This is a genomic window from Micromonospora sp. NBC_01796, from assembly GCF_035917455.1.
In the GTDB taxonomy this organism is placed as follows: Bacteria; Actinomycetota; Actinomycetes; order Mycobacteriales; family Micromonosporaceae; genus Micromonospora_G.
Window position 1 is genome coordinate 6,972,283 of the sequence record NZ_CP109078.1, and the last position, 17,720, is coordinate 6,990,002.

The 17,720-nt window shown below is 70.4% G+C and carries 14 protein-coding genes and 1 riboswitch; of the genes, 7 read left to right on the forward strand and 7 right to left on the reverse strand.

The window, feature by feature from the left end; translation table 11 throughout:
* Window positions 1-15: 15 nt before the first annotated feature.
* From OIE47_RS31140 to OIE47_RS31150, 3 genes are read right to left on the reverse strand one after another with little or no spacing between them, the layout of a single operon-like run.
* Complete coding sequence (locus OIE47_RS31140; protein ID WP_326558098.1) at window positions 16-861, reverse strand: carbohydrate ABC transporter permease; 846 nt, start codon at window positions 859-861, stop codon at window positions 16-18.
* Window positions 858-1,865 carry a carbohydrate ABC transporter permease gene (locus OIE47_RS31145; RefSeq protein WP_326558099.1) on the reverse strand — a complete coding sequence of 336 codons (1,008 nt, stop codon included), beginning with the start codon at window positions 1,863-1,865 and terminating at the stop codon, window positions 858-860. The genes OIE47_RS31140 and OIE47_RS31145 overlap by 4 nt, the downstream gene beginning before the upstream one ends.
* A 57-nt stretch (window positions 1,866-1,922) precedes the next feature.
* A complete protein-coding gene (locus OIE47_RS31150; protein ID WP_326558100.1) occupies window positions 1,923-3,215 on the reverse strand; it encodes an extracellular solute-binding protein in 1,293 nt (430 codons plus the stop codon).
* Window positions 3,216-3,467: 252 nt separating this feature from the next.
* Between OIE47_RS31150 and OIE47_RS31155 the strand changes: the two genes are divergently transcribed.
* From OIE47_RS31155 to OIE47_RS31175, 5 genes are all read left to right on the forward strand, one after another.
* Complete coding sequence (locus tag OIE47_RS31155; RefSeq protein WP_326558101.1) at window positions 3,468-5,099, forward strand: glycoside hydrolase family 43 protein; 1,632 nt, start codon at window positions 3,468-3,470, stop codon at window positions 5,097-5,099.
* A gap of 338 nt (window positions 5,100-5,437) precedes the next feature.
* A complete protein-coding gene (locus OIE47_RS31160; RefSeq protein ID WP_326558102.1) occupies window positions 5,438-6,631 on the forward strand; it encodes an endo-1,4-beta-xylanase in 1,194 nt (397 codons plus the stop codon).
* A 79-nt stretch (window positions 6,632-6,710) separates the two neighbouring features.
* Window positions 6,711-7,760, forward strand: coding sequence for a polysaccharide deacetylase family protein (locus OIE47_RS31165; protein ID WP_326558103.1), 1,050 nt, complete (start codon window positions 6,711-6,713; stop codon window positions 7,758-7,760).
* 109 nt (window positions 7,761-7,869) lie between these two features.
* Complete coding sequence (locus OIE47_RS31170) at window positions 7,870-8,577, forward strand: polysaccharide deacetylase family protein (protein ID WP_326558104.1); 708 nt, start codon at window positions 7,870-7,872, stop codon at window positions 8,575-8,577.
* Window positions 8,578-8,638: 61 nt separating this feature from the next.
* Window positions 8,639-10,078, forward strand: coding sequence for a hypothetical protein (locus tag OIE47_RS31175; protein ID WP_326558105.1), 1,440 nt, complete (start codon window positions 8,639-8,641; stop codon window positions 10,076-10,078).
* 26 nt (window positions 10,079-10,104) lie between these two features.
* Here the strand turns inward: OIE47_RS31175 and OIE47_RS31180 are convergent, their stop codons facing one another.
* Both OIE47_RS31180 and OIE47_RS31185 read right to left on the reverse strand, forming a co-directional pair.
* Window positions 10,105-10,761 (reverse strand): response regulator transcription factor, encoded by a 657-nt coding sequence (locus tag OIE47_RS31180; RefSeq protein ID WP_326558106.1) that lies wholly within the window; start codon window positions 10,759-10,761, stop codon window positions 10,105-10,107.
* On the reverse strand, window positions 10,758-11,924 hold the full coding sequence (locus OIE47_RS31185) for a histidine kinase (RefSeq protein WP_326558107.1): 1,167 nt from the start codon (window positions 11,922-11,924) through the stop codon (window positions 10,758-10,760). The genes OIE47_RS31180 and OIE47_RS31185 overlap by 4 nt, the downstream gene beginning before the upstream one ends.
* Window positions 11,925-12,041: 117 nt before the next feature.
* On the opposite strand from OIE47_RS31185, the gene OIE47_RS31190 reads away from it, so the two are divergent.
* Together OIE47_RS31190 and OIE47_RS31195 are read left to right on the forward strand one after the other, a co-directional pair.
* A complete protein-coding gene (locus OIE47_RS31190; protein WP_326558108.1) occupies window positions 12,042-12,962 on the forward strand; it encodes an ABC transporter ATP-binding protein in 921 nt (306 codons plus the stop codon).
* Window positions 12,959-13,945 carry an ABC transporter permease subunit gene (locus tag OIE47_RS31195; RefSeq protein ID WP_326558109.1) on the forward strand — a complete coding sequence of 329 codons (987 nt, stop codon included), beginning with the start codon at window positions 12,959-12,961 and terminating at the stop codon, window positions 13,943-13,945. Before OIE47_RS31190 ends, OIE47_RS31195 begins: the two co-directional genes overlap by 4 nt.
* A gap of 46 nt (window positions 13,946-13,991) precedes the next feature.
* On the opposite strand, the gene metE is transcribed toward OIE47_RS31195, so the two are convergent.
* Both metE and OIE47_RS31205 read right to left on the reverse strand, forming a co-directional pair.
* Entirely contained in the window at window positions 13,992-16,256 is a 2,265-nt protein-coding gene (gene metE / locus OIE47_RS31200) for a 5-methyltetrahydropteroyltriglutamate--homocysteine S-methyltransferase (RefSeq protein WP_326558110.1), read from the reverse strand.
* A gap of 118 nt (window positions 16,257-16,374) precedes the next feature.
* Window positions 16,375-16,592, reverse strand: a riboswitch (cobalamin riboswitch).
* A 99-nt stretch (window positions 16,593-16,691) separates the two neighbouring features.
* Window positions 16,692-17,711 carry a ribonucleotide-diphosphate reductase subunit beta gene (locus OIE47_RS31205; protein WP_326558111.1) on the reverse strand — a complete coding sequence of 340 codons (1,020 nt, stop codon included), beginning with the start codon at window positions 17,709-17,711 and terminating at the stop codon, window positions 16,692-16,694.
* Window positions 17,712-17,720 lie beyond the last annotated feature (9 nt).

Sequence of the window (17,720 nt, forward strand, 5' to 3'; positions counted from 1 at the left end):
GGCGGGCCCGGCCGTTCAGCCTTTCACGCTGCCGGCGAGCCCACCGATGAGCTGACGTTCGGCGACCGCGTAGAAGGCCAGGGCGGGAACCATGGAGAGCACGACGTAGGCCAGGACGCGGGCGGTGTCGTCGGCGTACTGGCCCTGGAAGGCCTGCACCCCGACCGGGAGGGTCCACCAGCTCTGGTCGGTGAAGACGACCAGCGGCAGCATGAAGTTGTTCCAGCTCGCGACGATCGCGAGCACGGAGACGGTGGCCAGGGCGGGCCTGGCCATGGGCAGCAGGATCCGCCAGAAGAAGGCGAACGGCCCGCATCCGTCCAGCGTGGCCGCCTCCTCCACCTCGCCGGGAATGGTACGGAAGAACGACCGCAGGATGATGATCGTGACGGGTAGCCCGAACGCGGCCTGGGGCAGGATGACCCCCAGCGGGTTGTCCAGCAGACCCATGCTGCGCAGCAGGATGAACAGCGGCAGGATCGCCACCGTGAACGGGAACATCAGCCCGACGGCGAACAGGGTGAACAGGAACTCCCTGCCCCGGAAGGTGAACCGGGCGAACACGAACGCCGCCATCGCCGAGGCGCCGACCACGATCAGTACGGTGGCCAGGGCGATCAGGGTGCTGTTGCCGAGCTGCCGCCAGAACACCCCGGAGGCGAGGATGGCGGTGTAGTTGCCCGGCACCCACGGGTGCGGCAGCCCGAGCGGGTTGGTGGAGAGCTGACCGTTGTCCTTGAACCCGCCGAGCACCCCGAACGCGATCGGTACGACGATGGACGCCCCGATGACTATCGACACGACGTGCAGGGTCAACCGGCGCACGCGGGCGGAGGTGCTGGCCTGCTGGCTCGTGGTCATCGTTGGACCCCCCGGGTGGTCAGCGCGCCCTCGATGTCCCGCCGCAGCACGAAGCGCTGGTAGAGCAGGGCGAAGACGAGGCTGAGCAGGAACATGATGATGCTGATGGCGCTGGCGTAACCGACTTCGAAGCGGCGGAAGCCGTACTGGAACATCGTCACGGCCAGGGTTTCGGAGGAGCGGATCGGCCCGCCGCCGGTGAGCACCCAGACCATGTCGAAGAGCTGGATGGTGCCGATCACGGAGAGGAACACGCTGATCCGGATGGTCGGGCCGAGCAGCGGCAGGGTGACGTGCCGGAAGACCTGCCAGGCGGTGGCGCCGTCGGTGGTGGCGGCCTCGGTCAGCTCCTTGGGGATGCCCTGCCGGCCGGCCAGGTAGAGGATCATGTAGAAGCCGAAGTACTTCCACGAGATCACGAAGAACAGGGCGTAGAGCACGGTGGCGGGGTCGGCGAAGAGCGATCCGCCGAGGTCGGCGGCGCCGAACCAGCCGAAGACGGTGGTGCTCAGGCCCCGGTTGGGCGAGAAGACGAGGGTGAACAGCACCGCCGTCGTCACCTCGGACAACACGTACGGGGCGAAGAACACCAGCCGGTAGACCGCCCGCCCGCGCAGTGGCTGGTTGAGCAGCATCGCCAGGGCCAGCGACACGGGAAGCTGGACGAGCACCGAGAGCGCGATGAGGATCAGACCGCGCCGCAGGTCGCCCAGGAACACCGGATCGTCGATGGCACGGGTGAAGTTGTCCAGGCCGACGAAGTTCTCCGGCAGGTTGAACCCGTTCCACTTGAACAGGCTGGTGTAGGCGGCGACCAGGATCGGCACGATCACCAGGAGGAGGAACAGCACCAGCGCCGGGGCAAGGAAGATGGCGATGGTACCCAGCCGGCCGAGCCTGGGCCGGGCCCGGCGGCCACGCTGTCGCGTGGCCGCCGGCGGTACGGGTGGGAGCTCGGTCGGCGCGTTGGCGGTGCGCAGGCCGGTGCCGGCCGGTGGGTTCATCCTGCCTGCTCCACTCGCTGGTCGTACCGGGGTGCGGGATTCTGGGGGCGGGGCATGCTACTGGCTCTTCGCCACCGTGGTGATGTCCTTGACGATCTGTTCGGGCGTCTTGGACCCGGCGACCAGCTCGGCGATGCTGTCGTTGACCTGCTGGCCGACCGCGGGTGGGTAGGCCTGGTCCAGGTAGAGCTGGAACCCGGTCGCCGCGGCGAGGGTCGAGGCGACCACCTTGTTGTTGGCGTCGGCGATCGCGTCCGCCGCGTCCTTGACGGTCGGCAGCACCGCGCCGGTGGTCGCGGACTTGCGCTGGTTGGCCACCTCGAGCAGGGTCTTGAGGAAGTCGAGGGTCGCGGGCGGGGCGTCCTTGCCGACCGCGAACCCGTTGCCGCCGCCGAACACCTCGCTCGAGGTGCCCTTGCCGCCGTCGACCGACGGGAACGGGAAGAAGCCCAGCTTGTCGCCGAGCCCCTTCTTGCTGGTGGACGAGGAGGCCTGGACGGCCGGCGCCCACTGGCCCATCAGTTCCATGGCGGCACCGCCGTTGCCCATGGTCGCTGCCTGGCCGTCCGGCGAACCGTACTCGGCGGCGAGGAAGTCCTTCTGGAACGGCGAGAGCGCGACCAGTTCCTTGAGTCGCGCTCCTGCGGCGATGAAGTCGGGGGTGTCGAAGTTGTGGTCGGTGCCGGCCTTCTTCAGCGCGTCCAGAGCGCCGATCCGCATCACCAGGTAGGACCAGTAGAAGTGGGCGGGCCACTTCTCCTTGCCGGCCAGGGCGATCGGGGTGATCCCGGCACTCTTGATCTTGCCGACGGTGGTGAGCAGTTCGCTCCAGGTCGCCGGTGGGGCGGTGATGCCGGCCCTGGTGAAGAGTTCCTTGTTGTACCAGAACCCGACCATTCCGACGTCGAACGGGACGCCGTAGATCTTTCCGTCGACGGTGTACGGCTCCACCGACACCGGCAGCAGCGAACCGATCCACGGCTTCACGTCGTCGGTGATGTCCTTGACCAGCCCGGCCTCGATCTGCTGCTTCAGCACGCCGCCGCCCCACGACTGGAACAGGTCCGGCGGTGACCCGGCCTGGGTGGCGGTGGTGAGCTTGGTCTTGAACGCCTCGTTCTCCAGCGGCTGGATGGCCACCTTCACGTTGGTGTGCGCGGTCTCGTACTCCTTGGCCATCGCGGCCCAGACGGGCAGCATCGGTTCGGTGTTCTGGATGTGCCACCAGTTGATGGTCTGGGGGCCTTCCGGGTCGGCGGATTCGTCGTTGCCGCAGCCGGCCAGCAGGAACGCGCCGGCGCTGGCACCGGCGAGGCCCAGCAGGGATCTGCGGGAGAGGTGCGCCGTCATGAGCCATCCCTTCGAGGTACGTACGAGGTACTCGGATGCCGATCAGTCAGCGGGAGGTGTTAAACGGCCCCGGAAGTTTCGGCAAGAGACCGGTATTTTCGATTGATGACGGGCACGTTACGACGCGACGAAGGTGCCGGTCAAGGTCTGTCGTGTCTCGACTTTGCCGGTTATCGTGAGCGAGAATTTCGACATCTTGACGCGAAACTTCCGGACAACCGCCGGAAGCACGATCGTCAGAGGGGACGAACTATGTCGACCGACATCGCGAGCGTCACGACGGCCGCCGGATCGATCCGCAATCCCATCCTCAGCGGCTTCCACCCGGACCCGTCGATCCTGCGGGTGGGCGACGACTACTACCTGGCCACCTCGACGTTCGAGTGGTACCCGGGCGTACGGGTGCACCACTCGCGTGACCTGGTGCACTGGCAGGCCCTGGGTGGGGTGATCACCGAGCGACGCCTGCTGGACCTGCGCGGTGCCGGCGACTCCAACGGGGTGTGGGCCCCCGACCTGTCCTACGCCGACGGCCTGTTCCACCTCGTCTACAGCGACGTGGCCAGCTTCGCCAGCGGCTACTGGGACCCGCAGAACTACCTCATCACCGCACCGGCGATCGACGGCCCCTGGTCGGACCCGATCCCGCTGCACGCGCACGGCTTCGACGCCTCGCTCTTCCACGACGACGACGGCAGTAGTTGGCTGTTGGCCATGAGCGCCGACTGGCGGCCGGGTCGTGACCGCTTCGGTGGCATCGAGATCCAGCGCTACGACCGGGCCGAGCGCAAACTCGTCGGGAACGCCCGGCTCATCTTCGAGGGCACCGAGGTCGGTCTGACCGAGGGCCCGCACATCTACCGGCACGACGGGTGGTACTACCTGCTCACCGCAGAGGGCGGTACGAGCTGGGAGCACCAGGTCAGCATCGCCCGGTCCCGGTCCCTGTTCGGCCCGTACCTGACCGACCCGGCCGGGCCGCTGCTCACCTCCGTCGGCCGTCCCGAACTGCGGTTGCAGAAGGCAGGTCACGGCAGTCTCGTACGCACCCAGACCGGGCAGTGGTACCTGGCGCACCTGGTCGGGCGGCCGTACACGCCGTTGGGCAACTGCGTCCTGGGTCGGGAGACCGCCCTGCAACGTGTCGAGTGGCCGGCGGACGGGTGGCCCTCGATCCCCGGCGGTGTACCCGCCGACGAGATCGCGGCACCCGACCTGCCCGCGCACCCGTGGCCGGCGGAACCGGCGACCGACGACTTCGACGACGACTCGCTGGGCGTGTCCTGGTCCACCCTGCGTCGCCCGGCCGGGCCGGACTGGGTCGACCTGAGCAGTCGCGCCTCCCACCTGCGGATCTTCGGCGGCCAGTCGCCGGTCGGTCGGCAGAAGCCGAGCCTGGTCGCCCGCCGGGTCGGCGCGACGCGCTGCTCCCTGGAGACGGTGGTGGAGTTCGACCCGGCCGACCATCGGCAGCTCGCCGGCATCACCGGTTACTACAACACCGCGAACTGGTACTACGCCTACCTCACCCGGGCCGACGACGGCCGGCGGGTGCTGGAGGTGCTGAGCTGCGACAGCGGCCGGCTCACCGCGCACCCGGACCTGAGCGTCGACGTCAGTGCCGCCGACCGGGTCGGACTCCGGGTGACCTTCGACGGACCCGTACTGCGCCTGGCGTACCGCGTCGGCGACGGCGACGGCTGGCACGACCTGCCGGCGGAGTTCGACGCCACCATCCTCTCCGACGAGCACGCCGCCACCGTCATCGACGGCGAGCCCGCAGCCTGGGGCTTCACCGGCGCATTCCTCGGCCTCTGGGTGCAGGACCTCGGTGCCGACGGCGTCCACGCGGACTACGACTACGCCACCTACCTCGAACACTGACCCGCCGGCCGCCCGACCCTCGCCCGTGAGATCACGGGCGAGGGTACAGGTCTGTGTACGGGCAGAACCGAAACTTTCGGGCCGATCCGGAAGTTTTCAGTCCAGCTCACAAGGGATATCGAGCCGCGAATCTGTTGACGACCATCGATTGTCGTCGTAAAGTTTCGGCCAAGTTACGGAAGACCCGTAACGCACGAGAGCAGGCGCGGCGCTCGTCCGCGCAGGTACAGACACCGCAGTGACGCTTCCGCGACGGGGGCAGCTTCCGCCTGCCCGGATGTCCCGTCCGCGCGACCGATCCGCCCGTCATTCCCGTCCCAGTCCTGAGAGGACGCTCGATGAAGCTGCGACGATGGATAGTCGTCGGCGCCGTCGCCCTGGCGACCGCCGGCACCCTGAACAGCCTGCCCGCCTCGGCGGGACGCACGGTCCAACCCGGCGACCAGAGCCTTCGTGCACTCGGCATGCGGCACGACCTCTACATCGGCACCGCGGTCGACATGGCCGCCCTGAACGACCCGGCCGACCCGCAGTACCGGCAGCTCGCCGCCTCGCAGTTCTCCTCGGTGACCGCCGAGAACGCGATGAAGTGGGAAAGCCTCGAACCCACCCGGGGCACCTACAACTGGGCGCCGGCCGACGAGCTGATCGCCTTCGCGAAGCAGAACAACCAGCGGGTACGCGGCCACGTACTGGTGTGGCACAACCAGTTGCCGGGCTGGCTCACCGCCGGTGTCGCCGACGGCTCGATCGACCGGGAGGAACTGCGCGGCATCCTGCGCAACCACATCACCACCGTGGTCAAGCACTTCAAGGGCAAGATCTGGCAGTGGGACGTGGTCAACGAGGCGGTCAGCGACCCCTGGGACAACCCGCCGGCCCTGCACTACAAGGGCTTCTGGGCTCAGCACCTCGGTCCCGACTACGTCGCCGACGCGTTCCGCTGGGCCCGGGCCGCCGATCCCAACGCCCTGCTGTTCTACAACGACTACAACATCGAGGCGTTCGGCTCGGGTGACCCGACCAACGACAAGACCCAGTTCGTGTACGACATGGTCAAGCGACTCCGTACGTCCGGGGTGCCGATCGACGGTGTGGGCAGCCAGGGCCACCTCGGCACCCAGTACGGCAACTACGACACCCTCCAGGTCGCCGACGCACTCAAGCGTTTCACCGACCTCGGCCTGGCCACCGCGTTCACCGAGGTCGACGTACGCAGCCAGATGACACCCGGGGTCCAGGCCGGCGACTCCAACGAGATCAACCCCCGGCTCCAGGCGTCGGCGGCCAACTACAGCGTCCTGTTGCAGGCCTGCCTGTCCAACCGGCGGTGCCTGTCGTTCACCGTCTGGGGCTTCACCGACCGGCACTCCTGGATCCCCGGTTGGTTCGAGAACCCGCCGGAGGGCCTGGCCACCCTGTACGACGAGAACTACCAGCCGAAGCGGGCGTACAACACGGTCAAGGCAGATCTGATCTACGCCGGAGCGCCGTACGTGCTGCCGCGCATCCCGCAGAAGCCGCGCCGGTAGACGCGTACCGATCCGACCCGCTCGGCCGTCGTCGCACCGCCCGTACCCATGAACCTCCTTCGTTCCGAGGAGCCGGCCCATGTCACCCACCCACCGCCTGTCCCGACCCGCCCTCGCGCTCACCGCCCTCGTCACCGTCGTGGCCGCGACCGCCGTCGCGCTCACCGCCGGACCGTCGGCCGCGGCCGCCAACTGCAGCAACGGGTACGTCGCCCTGACCTATGACGACGGCCCCAACCCCGGCACCACCAGTACGCTGATCAACACCCTCACCGCCAACGGGGTACGCGCCACCTTCTTCAACATCGGGCAGAAGGCGCAGCAGAACCAGTCGCTCGTCCGGGCCCAGCAGCAGGCCGGCATGTGGATCGGCAACCACAGCTGGACCCACCCGCACCTGACCCAGATGAGCGCCGCGCAGATCACCTCGGAACTCAGCCAGACCCAGCAGGCCATCCAGCAGGCGACCGGCACCGCACCACGGCTGTTCCGACCCCCCTATGGCGAGACGAACGCCACCCTCAGGTCGGTCGAGTCCCAGCTCGGGCTCACCGAGGTGTTGTGGAGTGTGGACTCGCAGGACTGGAACGGTGCCAGCACCGCGCAGATCGTGCAGGCCGCCGGGACCCTGCAGAACGGCGGGGTGATCCTCATGCACGACGGTTACCAGACCACGATCAACGCCATCCCGCAGATCGTCGCGAACCTCACCAGCCGCAACCTCTGCGCGGGCATGATCTCCACCAGCACCGGCCGGGCGGTCGCCCCGGACGGCGGCGGCAACCCCGGCCCGACGGCCACCCCGACGACACCCCCGGCCGGCGGCGGCAGTTGCACGGCCAGCTACCGCGAGACGCAGCGGTGGGGCGACCGGTTCAACGGCGAGGTCACCATCCGCGCCGGTGGCACCGCCCTGACCAGTTGGACCGGCACCGTGACCCTGCGCAGCCCGCAGCGGGTCTCCACGGTCTGGAACGGCAGCCCCAGCTGGGACAGCAGCGGTGTGGTGATGACCGTCCGGCCCAACGGGAACGGCAACGTACCGGCGGGCGGCAGCACCACCTTCGGCTTCACCGTCATGGCCAACGGCAACTGGACCGCCCCGACGGTCTCCTGCCGTACGCCCTGACCGACGGGATCCGCTCGGCCGGCGTACCCGCCGGGTCGCCGGCCGAGCGGATATTCCCACCCATCCGGTACCGATCCCGCCGGCTGCGGCGGAGGAAGGCGGACCTGCCATGCCACCACCGTTCACCCGCCCGCTCATCCGAGCCGGCATCGCCCTGGGCGCACTCGGACTCGTGCTCGCCGCGGGCGGTCCAGCCCAGGCGCACCGGCCCGGCCCGAGCACCGAAATCGTCGACACCGCACGGGGGAGCGGGTCCGTGGTCAGCTTCACCTTCGACGACGGACCCAACCCCGCCGACACCCGCCGGCTGCTCTCGGTCCTGCACAGAAACCGGATCCAGGCCGTCTTCTGCCTCTGGGGCGATCACGTCAACGAACACCCCGATCTGGTACGCCGGATCGCCGCAGCCGGTCACACGCTGTGCAACCACGGCATGCGCCACGACGACATGAGCACCTGGACCCCGGAACAGATCAGGGCGGACCTCCGCGAGACCAACGCCGCCATCCGCCGGGCGGTTCCCGGCGCCGCCATCCCGTACTTCCGTGCTCCCTACGGGAGCTGGGGACAGACCCCGGTCGTCGCCGCCCGACTCGGCATGCAGCCACTGGGTTGGCGTCTCGCCATCGCCGACTGGGAGACACCCGGCACGGACGTGCTGCTGGGGCGCCTGCTGGAAGGTGTCACGCCCGGCGCGGTCGTGCTCATGCACGACGGAGGCGGTGACCGCAGCCAGACCGTCGACGCCGTCGAGCACGCCATTCCCGTCCTCCGGTCGCAGGGATGGCGGTTCACCCTGCCGGCCCGTACCCGCTGACGACGCCCGTGCGGCCCCGGCGTCCCCGGCACCGCGTCGACGATCCTGGCAGGATGGTCGGGTGGATCTGGAATCGGGTGCCGGGCTGCTGCACCGGCTGACGTCGTACGGGCTGGATCGGGCGTGGGACGTCCCGGTCGACGACCCCAGGGTGCGCCAGGATCTCGTGCCGAACGATCCGGGGACCCGACCGCCGCCCATGAAAACCTACGGTGGCCTGCCCAGGCTGCCGCTGCCGCGGGACCTGCCGGACCCGGAGATGCCCGCGACCACGGCACTCGCCGGGAACCCGGCCACCCGGCAGCCGCTGGACGCCGCGCAACTGGGGCGGGTGCTCTTCCTCGGCGCCGGCATCGTCCGCGTCGCCGACCGCGACGGGCTCCGGATCCCGTTCCGCGCCTCCGGCTCCGCCGGCGCACGCTTCCCCCTGGAGGTGTACGCCAGCACGCGGGGCGTGACCGGAGTCCCGGACGGCGTCCACTGGTACGACCCGCAGGAGCACGCGTTGGTCCAGGTCGGGCCCGCCGCCGACGGCAGCACGACAACCCTGGTGGTGACGGGCGTGCCGTGGCGGACCGGTTGGCGTTACGCCGAGCGCGGTTGGCGGCACCTCTACTGGGACGCCGGAACGCTGCTGTCACAACTGTCGACCGCGGCCACGAGCGCGGGCCTACCACCCCGGCTGCGGACGCTGTTCCCGGACGCGCGGCTGCGGACCCTGGTCGGGGCCGACGGTGTGCACGAACACCCCCTGGCGCTACTCAGCCTCGGTGAGGGCGAGCCGGCGGTGCACCCGACCGGGACGGCGGTGGTGGGGGAGTTGCCGCCGGTCGAACTACCGCTGTGCACCGCCGCGCAGCGCGCGGGCGAGCGAGACGAACTCGGGGACCCCTGGCCGGACGGTCCCGCCCTGCCGGATGTGCCCACGTCCGAGTCGGTGGACGAGGTGGTGCTGCGCCGGGGCTCGCAGCGCCGGATGGACCGGAGCCGTACCCTTCCGCGCGCTCTGCTGGAGTGGCCGGTACGGGCCGCGCTGCGCGGGATCGACGTTCCGCACTGGGTGGTTGTCCACGGGGTCGACGGCAACTCGCCGGGCGTCTACCGGTGGCCCGACCTCGGCCGTCCGGTGCGTTCCGGGGACCTGCGCGACGAACTCCTGCGGGTCTGCCTCGACCAGGGCCTGGCCGGCGACGCGGCGTACGTTGTCGTCGCGGCGGTCCCGCTCGCCGGCCTCGACGACCGTGGCTACCGCGACGCCCAGCTCGCCGCGGGCCTGGTGGAGGGGCGGCTGCACCTCGCCGCGTACGCCCTCGGCGCCAGCGCCTCCGGGATGACCTTCGTCGACACGGAGGTCCCCGCCCTGCTCGGCGAGGACGAGGACCTGGCAGCACTGCTCTTCACCTGTGTGGGCGTCCCCGAGTACACCGGCCGGCGCGGCGGCACACCCGGTGCGCCGACCACGTTCCGGCCGGTCCAACCCCGGCACGTCCCGCAGTCCTGATTCCGGTGGGACTCACCCCGGTCCCGTCAGGCCGTGACCGCTATGCGGTTCTCCCAGGCCCAGGCGGCGATCTCGACCCGGTTGCGTAGGCTGAGCTTGGCCTGGATGCCGGACAGGTGACTCTTCACCGTGCTCAGCGAGATGAACAGCTCGGCGGCGATCTCCCGGTTCGTCAGGCCCCGCGCGATCGCCCGGACGACCTCGGTCTCCCGATCGGACAGCGGAGAGGGGCGCTTCGCCGTGACCGGTGCCCCCACCGCCGCGAGGTGGCGCAGCAGCCGGAGGGTGACCGCCGGCGAGATCAGCGCGTCCCCGGCGTGTGCCGCCCGGACGGCCTCGACGAGCAGCGCGGGGCCGGCGTCCTTGAGGAGGAAGCCGACCGCGCCGCCGCGCAGCGCGCCGTAGACGTAGTCGTCGAGGTCGAAGGTCGTCACCACGATCACCCGGAGCGGATGGGCGACGCCCGGACCGGCCAGGGCGCGGGTCACCTCGAGCCCGTCCAGCCGGGGCATCCGGATGTCCACCAGGCACACGTCCGGACGCAGCCGTCGCGCCAGGTCGATCGCCTCGACCCCGTCGGAGGCCTCGCCGACCACGCTGATGTCGGGCTGGTCCTCGAGGATCAGCCGGAGGCCGCCGCGGATCATCGCCTGGTCGTCGGCGATCAGGACGCTGATGCTCATCGGGGCTCCCGTACGGCGACGGGAAGGGTGGCGATGACGGACCAGCCTTGCCGGGGACGCGGCCCGGCGCACAGGGTCCCGCCGAGGGCCTCGACCCGTTCGCGCATCCCGACCAGGCCGTATCCACTGCGCAGCGGGGACCCTGCGGGTGCCGGCGGGGCATCGTCGAGCACCTCGACCCTGACGGCCTGCCGGTCCTGGGCGACGCTGACCTCGACCGACCGGGCATGCGGGGCGTGACGGGAGACGTTCGTCAGGGACTCCTGGACGACCCGGTAGACGGTGGTGGTCACCTCGGGCGGCCACGCCGACGGGCCGTCGGGCAGCCGCAGACGTACCGCTGGGCCGTGATTGTCGAACCGCCTGACCAGCTCGCTGAGATGTTCGGGTCCGGGCATCGCGGGGGCCGCGTCGTCGGTGTCGCGCAGGACACCGACGACCCGGCGCATCGCCGTCAGCGCCTCGGAACCCGCCGTCTCGATGCCCGCCAGCGCCGTTTCGATGCCGGCCAGCGAGTTCTCCTGATTCTCCGGGCGTCTGCGGGCGAGGATCTGGGTGGCCTGGGCCTGGAGCACGATGCCGGTGATGTGGTGCGCGACCACGTCGTGCATCTCCCTGGCCAGTTCGAGGCGCTCGTCCCGGCGCACCCTGTCGATGGTCGCTCGGCGGCCGGTGTCGAACAGCCGTAGGCACAGTCCGACGGTGAGCGCGGCGACCCATCCGATCCCGTTCAACGCCGCGACCGCTCCCGACGAGGAGGGCGCCGTGGCGAGGTGGCTGAGGATGACCACGGCGAGCCCCGCCACCGAGGCGGCACCGGCCCACGCAACGGCGAGGGTCCGTACGGCCGAGCCCATCAGCACGGCCAGGCCCAGCGCCATGGCCGGGCCGGGCTCGGCCGGCAGCTCGGCGGCCCTGGCGACCAGGATGGTTCCCGCCGCGACGGCCAGGCCCGCGACCGTCGCCCGGACCCGGTGGCGTCGGCGCGTGAGGGCGATCGTGCACACCACCACCCCGGCGGCGAGATCGAACAACCAGTACCGACCGCCCCAGCTCACCGCGAGCGCGATCGCCTGGAAGACGATCGCCACGGCGAACGCCGTACCGAGTCCGATGTCGGCCACCGCCGTGCCCCGCCCGGACCGCCGTCCCCCGATATCCACGCTGTTCAGGCTACGAAATCTCGATCCGCGACGGACCGGTCAAAAGTACGGCCGTGGTCGCCGCGAACCGTGCTTCGGACCGATGTCGGCACCGTGCCTGCTCCGCAGGATGAGCCCATGCCACCAGAACACTCCGGCCCGGTGTTGATCGCCGAGGGTCTGACGAAACGTTATGGCCGCCGTCCGGCGCTGACCGATTGTGATCTCCGTATCCCGCAGGGGAGGGTGATCGGTCTGGTCGGCCCCAACGGGGCGGGTAAATCGACGCTGCTGCAATTGGCCTGCGGACTGATCGCGCCGACCTCGGGAAAGCTGCGGGTCCTCGGCTCCCGTCCCGCCGCGGACGGTGCCCACCTGGCGAAGGTCGGCTATGTCGCCCAGGACACCCCCGTCTACCCCGCGCTGACCGTAGCCGATCATCTGCGCATGGGTGTGCGGCTCAACCCCGCCTGGGATCCTGCGCTGGCCAACCGGCGCATCGCGCAACTCGGGTTGAACCCTCGACAGCAGGCGGGCCGGCTCTCCGGCGGCCAACGGGCCCAGCTTGCCCTGACCATCGCGGCCGCCAAGCGGCCGGAACTGCTGATTCTCGACGAGCCGGCGGCCGCCCTCGATCCACTGGCACGCAGCGGGTTCCTGCGTCACCTGATGGAGTTCGTCACGGAACTCGGAGCCAGCGCGGTGTTGTCGTCGCATCTGCTCGCCGACGTCGAGCGGGTCTGCGACTACCTGATCGTGCTGTCCGACTCCCGCGTCCAGGTTGCCGGCGACGTACGCGACCTGCTGTCGACCCATCACCGGTTGATCGCGCCCCGCGACGTACTCGACCGGCCGCCGGCCGGGATCGAGGTGATCCGGATCGAACACACCGATCGGCACAGCAGCGCCATCGTGCGTACCGACGGTGCACTTCCCGGTCCGCCGTGGACCGTGACCGGAGATCTCCGTCTCGAGGAACTGGTCCTGGCTTACCTGACCCGTGCGGCCGACGGGCCCACCGTTTCCGCCACCGCGATGGCGGGGGAGGTCCTGCGATGACCTGGATGACCTGGCGACAGTTCCGGGCCCAGGCGGTGGTGGGCGGGGTCGCCCTGGCAGCGACGGCGATCTACCTGGTGACCCTGGGCGTGCAGATCCGGCACGGCTACGATGCCGACCTCGTGCGGTGCCACGGCCGGGCCGGCGGGTGCGGGTCGCTGACGGCCGAGTTCGTGGACCGGTACCGAGGACGGTTGCAGGTCCTCGGCGCCCTGCTCGTCGTCGTTCCCGGGTTTCTCGGAATGTTCTGGGGCGCGCCGCTGATCGCCCGGGAACTGGAGACCGGTACGCACCGGCTGGTGTGGAACCAGAGCGTGACCCGGCGCCGGTGGCTCGCCACCAAACTGCTGCTCGTGGGTCTGGCCAGCATGGCTGCGGCCGGACTGTCCAGCCTCCTGCTGACCTGGGCGGCCAGTCCGTACGACCTGGTGGCCGGGGACCGGTTCACCGCGTTGCAGTTCGGGGCGCGCAACATCGCACCCGTCGCGTACGCGGCCTTCGCCTTCGTGCTCGGGGCGATTGTCGGCCTGACGGCCCGCCGGACCGTGCCGGCCATGGCGCTCACCGCCGTGCTCTTCGCCCTGGTCCAGGTCGCCGTGCCCACCCTGATCCGCCCGCACCTGATCCCACCGGTCACCGGCTCGCACCAGGTGACCGCGGAGACGGTCCGGAACCTGAGCTTCCTGGGCAGCGAGGCCGACATCGGGGGACTACGGATTTCCGACGCCTGGGTCGTGTCCACCAGCAAACTGCTCACCGCGGATGGGCAGCCGGTCGAGTTGGACCGTTACCGGGCCTGCGTCACCGGCGTGTTCGACGCGGTCGCGGAGTGCATGGGCAACCTGGACCTGCGGGTCGACGTGGCGTACCAGCCGGGTGAGCGCTACTGGGACTTCCAGTGGCTGGAGTCGGCCATCTTCCTCGGGTTGGCCGTGATGCTGGCGGGCCTCGGCCTCTGGCGTATCCAGGGCCGCCTGCCCTGAGTGGTGGGGCGGTGCCGGAAGGTCCCGGCACCGCCCCACCGTGTGCTCAGGCGAGGGTGGTGCGCACCTCGGCGGCTGCGGCGACGAGCCGGGCGAGGGCCTGTTCGACCTCCGCGTAGCCACGGGTCTTCAGCCCGCAGTCCGGGTTGACCCAGAGCCGGTCGGCGGGCACCGCCCGGACCGCCCGGCGCAGGGCCTCGGTGACCTCGGCCTGATCCGGTACGCGGGGCGAGTGGATGTCGTACACACCGGGCCCGACGCCCCGGCCGTATCCGGCGGTGTGCAGGTCGTCGAGGATCTCCATCCTCGACCGGGACGCCTCGATGCTGGTGACATCGGCGTCCAGGGCGTCGATCGCCGGCAGGACCTCCCCGAACTCCGAGTAGCACAGGTGGGTGTGGATCTGCGTGCTGTCGGCGACCCCGCTGGTGGCCAGCCGGAACGCCCCGACCGCCCAGTCGAGGTACGCCTTCTGCTCCGACCGGCGCAGCGGCAGGGTCTCCCGCAGCGCCGGCTCGTCGACCTGGACGATGCGGATGCCGGCGGCCTCCAGGTCCCGTGCCTCGTCCCGCAGCGCCAGGGCGACCTGGTTGGCGGTCTGGGAGAGCGGCTGGTCGGCCCGGACGAACGACCACGCCAGGATCGTCACCGGACCGGTGAGCATGCCCTTGACCGGCCGGTTCGTCAGCGACTGCGCGTAGGTGGACCAGGCCACGGTCATCGGCGCCGGCCGGGCGACGTCGCCGTAGATGATCGGCGGGCGTACGCACCTGGAGCCGTACGACTGCACCCACCCGTACTCGGTGGCGGCGAACCCGTCGAGCTGCTCGCCGAAATACTGCACCATGTCGTTGCGTTCCGGCTCGCCGTGCACCAGTACGTCCAGACCCAGGCGTTCCTGCAGGTCGATCACCTGGGCGACCTCGGCGCGCATCCGCTCGGCGTAGCCCGCGTCGTCGAGCGAGCCCGCCCGGTGCTCGGCCCGGGACCGGCGCAGCTCGTCGGTCTGCGGGAACGACCCGATCGTGGTCGTCGGCAGCGGCGGCAGGCCGAGCCGGGCCTGCTGGGCGGTCGCCCGCTGCGCGTACGGACCGCGCCGGAGGTGTTCGGGGCGCAGCGAGTCCAGCCGGGCCCGGACCGCGTCGTCCCGCCACGCGGCCGGCGCGGCGGGTGCGGGAGCGGGTAGGGCGGCCACGCCGTCGCGCAACGCCCGCCCCAGCGCCACCACCTCGTCGATCTTCTGCCGGGCGAACGCCAGCCGATCCCGTAGCTGCGGGTCGAGGTTCGATTCGGCGGCCAGGTCGACCGGCACGTGCAGCAGCGAGCACGACGTCGACACCGCGACGTGGTCGGCCAGACCGGTCAGGGTCGCCCCGGTCCCGGCGACGGCACGCAGGTCGGTACGCCACACGTTGCGCCCGTCGACCAGACCGGCGACGATCGTGCGGCCGGGCAGTGGACCGTACGCGGCCAGCCGGTCCAGGTTTCCGGGTCCGGCGACCAGGTCGAGCCCGACCGCCTCGACCGGGGTGTCCAGCAGCGCCGGCAACGCGTCGCCGAGTTCCCCGAAGTAGGACGCGACGAACAGTTGCGGCCGGTGATCGAGGGCACCGAGCCGGGTGTAGGCGGCCCGGAGCGCGTCGATCTCGTCCGAGCCGCGGTCGGCGACGTAGCCGGGCTCGTCGAGCTGGACCCAGGCCACGCCCGCGTCGGCGAACGCGCCGAGGATCCCGGCGTAGACGTCGACCAGATCGGCGAGCCGGTCGAACGGCCGGAAGCCCCCGGGTGCCCCGGCGGCGGACTTGGCCAGCAGCAGGAACGTGGCCGGGCCGACGAGCACCGGTCGGGTGGTGATGCCGAGCGCCTTCGCCTCGGCGTACTCCCGCAGTGCCTTGTCCGGACGGGCGGCGAAGGCCGTCTCCGGGCCGACCTCCGGGACCAGGTAGTGGTAGTTGGTGTCGAACCACTTCGTCAGCTCCAGCGCCGGCTCCGCGGCCGTGCCCCGCGCCATCGCGAAGTAGGTGTCCAGGTCGCCGAGGTCGAGGCGGCGGAACCGGTCCGGCAACGCGTCGACCATGACCGTGGTGTCGAGCACCTGGTCGTAGAGCGAGAACGTGTTGGACGGGATCTGGTCCAGGCCGGCGTCACGCAGCGTGCGCCACACGTCCGTACGCAGGCCGGCGGCGGTGTCCTCCAGCGCGGCGGCATCGATGCGGCCGGCCCAGTAGGACTCGACGGCGTGCTTGAGTTCGCGGTGGGGACCGATGCGGGGATAGCCGAGCACGGTGCTCAGCCCGAATGGTGTCGTCACGAGACGGGTGTCCTTCCCTCGAGGTCGACCGACGACCACACGGGAGACACGCGGCAGGGCACGGTACGACGACCGGCCTCGCCCTGACCCTCCCGAGAGGCCGACGGCGGCGTACGCGGACGCGTACGCGGTGCGGGCAGGTCTTCGGACTCGCGGGCACGACCGGGGTGACCCGGTCTCCTACTGACCGTCGCTTCCCAGGCGCTCACGCGCCCAGTGCGTATGACGGCGGTCGTTCCCACTCACCGCTGCGGGGCAGTCCCGGTCTTGCACCGGGTTCCCTCTTACGACGCCCCACCCGCAGGAGTGGGGCGAACCAGCACTGCCGCCCATCGTACGGTCGCGACCGACCCGCGTCGATCACCGGGCGGGCCACCGCCGCGTGTCACCTTGCGGTGGTGGGTGGGCCGTCGACCCACCCACCACCGGAGACGCTCAGAAGTCGTCGTCGAAGCTGACCGTGCCGCTCACCCCGACCTGGTACGCCGACACCCGGCGCTCGAAGAAGTTCGACAGCTCCTGGACGTCCTGCAGCTCCATGAACGCGAACGGGTTCTTCGACCCGTACATCGGGGCGAGGTCGAGTTGCGCGAGCCGCCGGTCGGCGACGTGCTGGAGGTACTCGCGCATGTCCGGCAGGGACATTCCGGAAACACCCTGTTCGAGCAGGTCCTCGGCGAACTGGACCTCACACTCGACCGCCTCGGCGAGCATGTCGCGTACCTGCTGGCGCATCTCGTCGTCGAACAGGTCCGGTTCCTCCCGGCGGACCGTGTCGACGACGTCGAAGGCGAACGCCATGTGCATCGACTCGTCGCGGAACACCCAGTTGGTCCCGGAGGCCAGCCCGTGCAGCAGTCCCCGGGAGCGGAGGAAGTAGACGTAGGCGAAGGCGCCGTAGAAGAACAATCCCTCGATGCAGGCGGCGAAGCAGATCAGGTTCAGCAGGAACGCCCGCCGGTCCTCGCGGCTGCGCAGCTCCCGCAGCTCGAAGATCGAGTCGATCCAGCGGAAGCAGAACTCGGCCTTGCGCCGGATCGACGGGATGTTCTCGATCGCGTCGAAGGCGGCGAACCGCTCCTGTTCGTCCGGCACGTACGTGTCGAGCAGGTTCAGGTAGAACTGGACGTGCACCGCCTCCTCGAAAAGCTGCCGGGACAGGTAGAGCCGGCCCTCCGGGGAGTTGACGTGCTGGTAGAGGTTGAGGACCAGGTTGTTGGCGACGATGGTGTCACCGGTGGCGAAGAACGCGACCAGCCGGCTGACCAGGTGCCGTTCGGCCGGGGTCAGCCGGCCGAGGTCGGCCAGGTCGGAGTGCAGGTCGACCTCCTCGACGGTCCAGGTGTTCTTGATCGCGTCGCGGTACCGGTCGAAGAAGTGCGGGTAGCGCATCGGCCGCAGGGTCAGGTCCATCCCCGGGTCGAGCAACATGGAGGTCCTGTCGGTGCTCGTCATCGTGTTGCC

Bases quoted from the DNA above. Each gene is read 5' to 3' on its own strand.
- OIE47_RS31165 (WP_326558103.1), top strand. From the start codon at position 6,711: ATGTCACCCACCCACCGCCTGTCCCGACCCGCCCTCGCGCTCACCGCC.
- OIE47_RS31190 (WP_326558108.1), top strand. From the start codon at position 12,042: ATGCCACCAGAACACTCCGGCCCGGTGTTGATCGCCGAGGGTCTGACG.
- OIE47_RS31155 (WP_326558101.1), top strand. From the start codon at position 3,468: ATGTCGACCGACATCGCGAGCGTCACGACGGCCGCCGGATCGATCCGC.
- OIE47_RS31150 (WP_326558100.1), bottom strand. From the start codon at position 3,215: ATGACGGCGCACCTCTCCCGCAGATCCCTGCTGGGCCTCGCCGGTGCC.
- OIE47_RS31180 (WP_326558106.1), bottom strand. From the start codon at position 10,761: ATGAGCATCAGCGTCCTGATCGCCGACGACCAGGCGATGATCCGCGGC.
- OIE47_RS31145 (WP_326558099.1), bottom strand. From the start codon at position 1,865: ATGAACCCACCGGCCGGCACCGGCCTGCGCACCGCCAACGCGCCGACC.
- OIE47_RS31140 (WP_326558098.1), bottom strand. From the start codon at position 861: ATGACCACGAGCCAGCAGGCCAGCACCTCCGCCCGCGTGCGCCGGTTG.
- OIE47_RS31195 (WP_326558109.1), top strand. From the start codon at position 12,959: ATGACCTGGATGACCTGGCGACAGTTCCGGGCCCAGGCGGTGGTGGGC.
- OIE47_RS31205 (WP_326558111.1), bottom strand. From the start codon at position 17,711: ATGACGAGCACCGACAGGACCTCCATGTTGCTCGACCCGGGGATGGAC.
- OIE47_RS31160 (WP_326558102.1), top strand. From the start codon at position 5,438: ATGAAGCTGCGACGATGGATAGTCGTCGGCGCCGTCGCCCTGGCGACC.
- OIE47_RS31170 (WP_326558104.1), top strand. From the start codon at position 7,870: ATGCCACCACCGTTCACCCGCCCGCTCATCCGAGCCGGCATCGCCCTG.